Genomic DNA, 6,237 nt, shown 5'->3' on the forward strand with positions numbered 1-6,237 from the left:
CATTCATTATGAAAACCTGTTGCATGATTCTTTTAGCGGCCTTCGCGTCGCTCGCATCCGCCCAGCAGAACAGCGTAACCAGCATACTGGAAGTGCTGGACGTGACAAACGGTCAACGCACCATAGTCAAAGAATTCCCTTACCGTGTCGAAGCCCCCAACTGGACACCCGACGGACGGTGGCTCGTCTATAACAGCGGAGGCAAACTGTATAAACTCTCACCCGATTCACCCGGCGAACCGGAAATGATCGACACCGGCTTCGCCACCCGATGCAACAACGACCATGTCATAGCAGCCGACGGCAAGCAGATAGCCATCAGCCACGGGACGAAGGAAGATGGCAAATCCCGCGTCTACACCCTTCCGATACAGGGAGGAACGCCCCGCCTGATCACCCCGATGGCTCCCAGTTACCTGCACGGATGGAGCCCGGACGGACGGCAACTCGCCTATTGTGCCGAACGGAATGGTAATTTCGATGTCTATGTCATCCCCGTCGAGGGCGGAGAAGAAATACGCCTCACGACAGCCGAAGGATTGGACGACGGTCCCGAATATTCCCCTTGCGGAGACTATATCTGGTTCAATTCCGTCCGTACCGGCCTGATGCAAGTATGGAGAATGAAGAAAGACGGCTCCGAACAAACCCAAATGACGTTCGATGAGACCCGTAACTCCTGGTTTCCCCATGTCTCACCCGACGGTAAATCCGTTATCTTTATCACTTATTACAAAGGAGACCTGGAACCGGGACAACATCTTCCCAATAAGAATGTGGAACTCAGGCTTATGCCAGCCATGGGAGGAGAGCCGAAAACGTTAGTCAAACTATTCGGCGGACAGGGAACAATCAATGTCAATTCCTGGGCGCCGGACAGTAAGCGCATTGCATTTGTCAGCTATCGCCTTGCCCCTGCTTCCCTTTCGTCCGGATTCACAACAGAGATTTTGGGAAACCGTGCAATAACGAGAGACGAATAGCCCCCTTATAAAGACAAAATTATTTCTTCGCTTAAGCCGGTACACTTTGCTATGGTAGCGACGTCTACGCCCGTATCTTTCATTCTGGCAGCGACTTGGCGCATGCCTTCGGCAAGGCCTACGGCTTTTCCCTCTGCAAGGCCTTCCGCTTTTCCTTCGGCGATTCCCTCGGCTTTGCCTTCCGCTTTACCTTCTATCCTCCCTTCCCATTTGGCGGTGTCGATCACGTCGTTTTGGATCATGATGGCGTCGAGATGGCGGTCGTAGATAAGGCGTTCCTGGGGCGACATCGAGTAATATTTTAACTTCTCGCGGGCTTCCTTCAGGCCGGGTGCGGTCGTGTCCGGACGGATCGTGCCGTCTTTCAGGTATTCGATCCATTCGTCCAAAGGGGTGAGAGCCACTTTGTCGAACTCGTTTACACGGACTAAGATATATTCGGGGAAGATTTCGGCGGGAAGATGCGAGACGATTACATCACGTTCACGCGTGTTGACACGCAGGTGGTCGCCCGTATGCACGCCGATGAAATGGTTCTGGCCGTGATAGATATAATCCGTACCGATACCGATGTCGAAATAAAGGATGCTGATGGAGTAGACTTTCTTGATTTTCTCGTAGCCTTCACCTATGGAGATATGTTCGGTGATGGCTTTGGCCACGCCGTAGAGGATGCGTTCCAAGTAATGCAGTTCGCGTGTGTTCTGTATCTCGACGAGGATGATTTCGCCTTTGCTGTTCAAGGCTTTGATGTCGACGCGGTTGAACTTGTCGTCGGCGCTTTCCTGGTTGCCTTCGCTTTCGAGGATTTCGACGATCTTGATTTCTTCGTTCAACATCACGGTCAGGAAACCATCGAGCACATCGAAATTGGCCTTCTGGCGCAACAAACGCTTGATGGCCCAATCGAAGCGAATATACCTGTCCTGCAACTTTTTTCTTTCCATCTCTTCCATGATTTTCAGATCTGACTCTTCCTTTTTCATAGTTACTGTTTTATTAGTTATTATACGTAATCCACAAATATACATATTATTTATAAACGGACAACGGATTGGGAAGAATGTTTCGGATATTGGCAAGTTTGAAACAGAAATGATGATTTATGGGTGAGCAAACAGACAAGGCGTCTTGTGCCGCAGGTTCTCTTTTGCCGTCTGCTTCAGCAGACGGATAGATGATTGTTCCGGCTTTGCCGGTTCCTCTGTGGGTTTTAACCCCTTTAAATATAATCCATAAAGGGGCTAAAGCCCACAAGGGAAGAGGCTTAGCCTCCAGGCCTTTTAAACCGTCTGCTGAAGCAGACGGCAAAAGAGAGCCTGCGGCATAAGGCGCAGCTTTGTCTGTTAGCTCACTGATAAATCATTTTTCGTGGTTCAAATATTCTTAGATTATCCTCTAAATACCCCCTGATTGTTTTATTTAATTAGGGTTCACACTGTCCGGGAAACTCTGTAGATCAGCATGTTGCTGTGAACCCTGTGAATGCAAGGTAAAAAAAGGCGGGATCGATCGATAGGATTGGATGATCGTAATTCGGTTTCACAGCCTTCACAGCCTTCACAACAAATCGCTGGCCATTAGCCTTTTACCGCCGTGAACCCTGTTTTCTGTTTTTGTCATATAAGGGATCGGATTGGTTCCTGTCCCATAAAATACAGGTTATAGGCTAAAAAATACAGCCTTTAGCCTGTCCGGGAAAAGCCTGTAGGGTAGCAGCAAAAAGGCAGGCATCTATCCGGCAACCGATGCCTGCCTTTTCGGGAAGCGACAGGCATCTATAGGAACAACTTCACAGACTCATATTTTGGTGCAGTTGCCCAGATTCCTTTCAGCATGATTTAGTTCCATTGCCTTTTTACTTTCATGCAGTTCCCTTACTGGGAAACTCTCGTTTCCTAACGAGGGAACTTATGTTTCCAGCATAGGAAACTCTCGTTTCCTGCCGAGGGAATTTCCGTTTCCTTCAGGGGGAAACTGCAATAGACTGGTTATCAATACCTATCAATATACTGTTTAAGACTGTTTTTCACTTCATTCAAAGTATATCAGGTACTCGTATTTTATCCCTAAACTAAGCCCAAAGAGTATTGTTTTGTCCTGTAACCCACATATTTTGGAAAATTACGAGCATTTTTTCTTGTTGATTCGGAAAACCTATTTACCTTTGCAACGATTCCGTAGTGGGCAGCGGCTCACGGAGCGCGGGATCAATTACATATTGTAAGCATTTTACGGAGATTATTCCAAACATAAAAATCTGCAAAATTTTTAAGTATACCGGAATAATAGACAGTAAATGCTTGCGCTGGTTACGTATAAGTTCATCTACCATTGTTATGGGAAGAGTGTGTTATATCGTATAAGGCGCGGGCTATTGTTTTATTATTGGTATACGGGCTTTGCAGATGCCTTATGTTTGATAATAGACAATAGACCCGCGTTTTTTTATGCCCGTTCATAATCATTCGCGGGGAGTTGTTCTCCCCTTCGTGAAATTAGTTGTTGGATTTTTAAACACTATTTTATTAACAATTAATTTTTAATGATTATGAACAAGAGATTTTCTACTCTTTTAGCTACCGCTCTGGTAGCAGGTGGACTGTCTGCAAATGTGATGGCGGTAAATATTACCCCTACAGATTTGAAAGACGGTCAGTTCATCCATTTGTCAACGGAAACTGATGGAGTCACTTACCTGGCAATGGATGATAAAGGTGACTTTGCAAAAGTAGAAGCATCAGATTGGTCCGGTAATATTGATAAATTACTGGGTACTTTATGGCAGGTTAAGTTGATTCCTCATACTACTCAGGCAGGAACAACTTATACTTATTCATTTACAAACCGCTTGTCTGGCCAATTGTTGTCAGTTAAGTTGCAATCGGATGTCGATGGTGGCGGACGTTCTGCTAACATTACTGCAAATGAAAAAGGTGGTAACACTGAATGGGCTTATGCATCAGGCAACGGTCTTTATGCTGTTAAAGGTGACTCTATTTTTACTATTGGAACAAATGAAGGTGCATTAACTTTTGCTGCTGAAAAGACAACGACTGTTCCTGCCAATGCGACTTTGTACATGGGTGAAGTTTCTGATAAGGAGGTCATATTGAAAGCTAATGACTTCAACACATTGGTAAAAGCAAATGCTGGTCGTTTGTTCTTTACGGATGAGAATGTATCTTCTACTGAAAAGAATGTGTTGACTGATAATAAGTGGGAAGCTATTGATGCAAAAATCAAAAATGATGGATCTGCATTCAGTGGCGATGTCGATGTTCTATATCTTACAAACGGAAAAGAACACAAACGGGTAATTGCTCCGGCAACAGAAGAAACAGTTCAGAAAGAATATCTGTTGGTCGATTATAATTTTTATGACCCATCGAAAGATTTCAATAAGTTAATTGTTGACACTATCGCTGTTGAACCGAATGCTGCTTCTCCTGCTTTCGATACTCGTTTGGCTGCCAAGCATCATTCGGCAACCGCTGCTTTCAAGGTGACTTATTTCATTCCGAATGATTCTATGGTGATTGCACCGCAGTTTACACAGACTGAAATTGCTGTTGCGACAACGTTGAAAGCTAAAGGTCAAAATATTTATGAGACTTATGGAAACGGTAAAGAAAACAATTATACAGATGAAGCTCAGGCTGTATATAATACCTCAATGACACTTAAGGATGCTGTAGATGCTTTTGTAGGCAATGATTCTGAGCCAAATCCGATTTCAACCAAAAACGTTACCGATGCTATTGCCGCCGTTAAATATTCCACCAATGCCGCTACTAAGGCATTAGAAGAGGGATTAGTTGCTGCAGTAAAAGCATATTTGAAGGATATCGAAGATTTGACATGGTTGGCGCAGGATGATGTTACTACAAAAACTCTTCAAAAACCGAGCTATGTAGACGGCGTATCTCCTATGACAGTAGAAGCTGTTGATCCTGCTAAGCAAGTGGTAATCCGCAAACTTTCTAACACAAAGGTTTTGACTATCGGTGAAATCACATCTGCTACAGCAACTAACGGCAACCTGATCGCCACTATCAAAACATCCGACAAAGACGCAACAATCGGTGGTGATGCTACAATCGCTGAAGGTCTGTATTATGTAATTGATGCAAAGAAAGAACAGAGTGCAGGTGTTGCTAACAAATATTATGGCTTATACTTTGATGCAAGCCCAGTTAATCCTGCTAAGTATGTAGCAAAAACTCAGGCATTCAATCCGTTTGCTCAATTCGTAGTTTCTAAAGCTGCTGGCGTTGACAAAGGCAATTACACAGTTGAAAACCGTGCAACAACAGATGCTAAGTGGCAGGGTGTAACTAACGTTGTAGACAAAGACAACAACATCTTCGCTATCGGCGGCGACACAATCCAGTTGGTAGCAGCCGAAGACGTAGACGCAGACAACGCTTATATCGGCTACAAATATATCACAGCTAACGATGCTAAGAACAACAAGTTCACCATCACTTCTGCAGCAGACGTATTGGAAGGACAGAGCATTGTAATGACAAAAGACTCTACACTGAAAGTAGCTGCTCCGGAAGGTGAAGTTCTTTATACATTAGTTCCTTCTGCTGAAAGCAAATATGGCGTAGCTGATGCTTTGAAGAAAGTAACTTACACCGTTATGGATGCCGACAGCGCATTTATCATCTATGATGAAACAAGAGGATATGTATTCTCTAACGGTAAATATGGCGAAGCTAACGGTACTCCGGTTCAGTTCACTATGATCGCTGTTGATGCTGATTCTACTTACGTATTGTATGATGAAACAGCAACTCCTGAGAAACTGAAACTGGTTGTAAGCACTCAGTACAAGACAATCTCCGGCGAACCTCTGACCGCTCGCAACGACATGTTCATCGTTAAACCGCAGTCTGCTCCTGCTTCTTACAAATCTCTGCCGAAGCACGTACGCATCCAGGCTATCAATGGCGACTATGCAGCTGTTAACGCTGCTAATCAGGGTATCGCTGTTCGCGAAGGTGATTTGAAGGCTGATGCTTATAGCAACTTAGACTTTATCTTCTGGTTGGATACCGCTCATTATGACAATGCTGCTCCTTACACTTACTACATCACGAAGGGTGTTAAGGCAGAAGAAGAAACTCCTGCAAGCCGTCTGTATATGTGGAACTCTGTAGACTCTGCTGCTGCAAAGGATGCAAACAAAGAACTTCCGTACATCTACGGTACAGGTGCAAACCGCGTTATGTTCCGCACTGCTTCT

At 44.8% G+C, this 6,237-nt stretch carries 3 protein-coding genes; 2 read left to right on the top strand and 1 reads right to left on the bottom strand.

Annotation, left to right across the window (positions count from 1 at the left end):
- The first annotated feature begins 8 nt into the window (after window positions 1-8).
- Window positions 9-983, top strand: a complete 975-nt coding sequence (locus H8S65_RS11725) for a TolB family protein (protein WP_186930158.1) — start codon at window positions 9-11, stop codon at window positions 981-983.
- Between the two features lie 5 nt (window positions 984-988).
- Here the strand turns inward: H8S65_RS11725 and H8S65_RS11730 are convergent, their stop codons facing one another.
- Window positions 989-1,969, bottom strand: coding sequence for an Rpn family recombination-promoting nuclease/putative transposase (locus H8S65_RS11730; protein WP_186930159.1), 981 nt, complete (start codon window positions 1,967-1,969; stop codon window positions 989-991).
- Between the two features lie 1,565 nt (window positions 1,970-3,534).
- On the opposite strand from H8S65_RS11730, the gene H8S65_RS11735 reads away from it, so the two are divergent.
- Window positions 3,535-6,237: hypothetical protein (locus H8S65_RS11735; RefSeq protein ID WP_186930160.1), on the top strand; the 2,703-nt coding region annotated here is incomplete at its 3' end.

The sequence above is a fragment of the Parabacteroides hominis genome (genome assembly GCF_014287585.1).
Classification (GTDB): Bacteria; Bacteroidota; Bacteroidia; order Bacteroidales; family Tannerellaceae; genus Parabacteroides; species Parabacteroides hominis.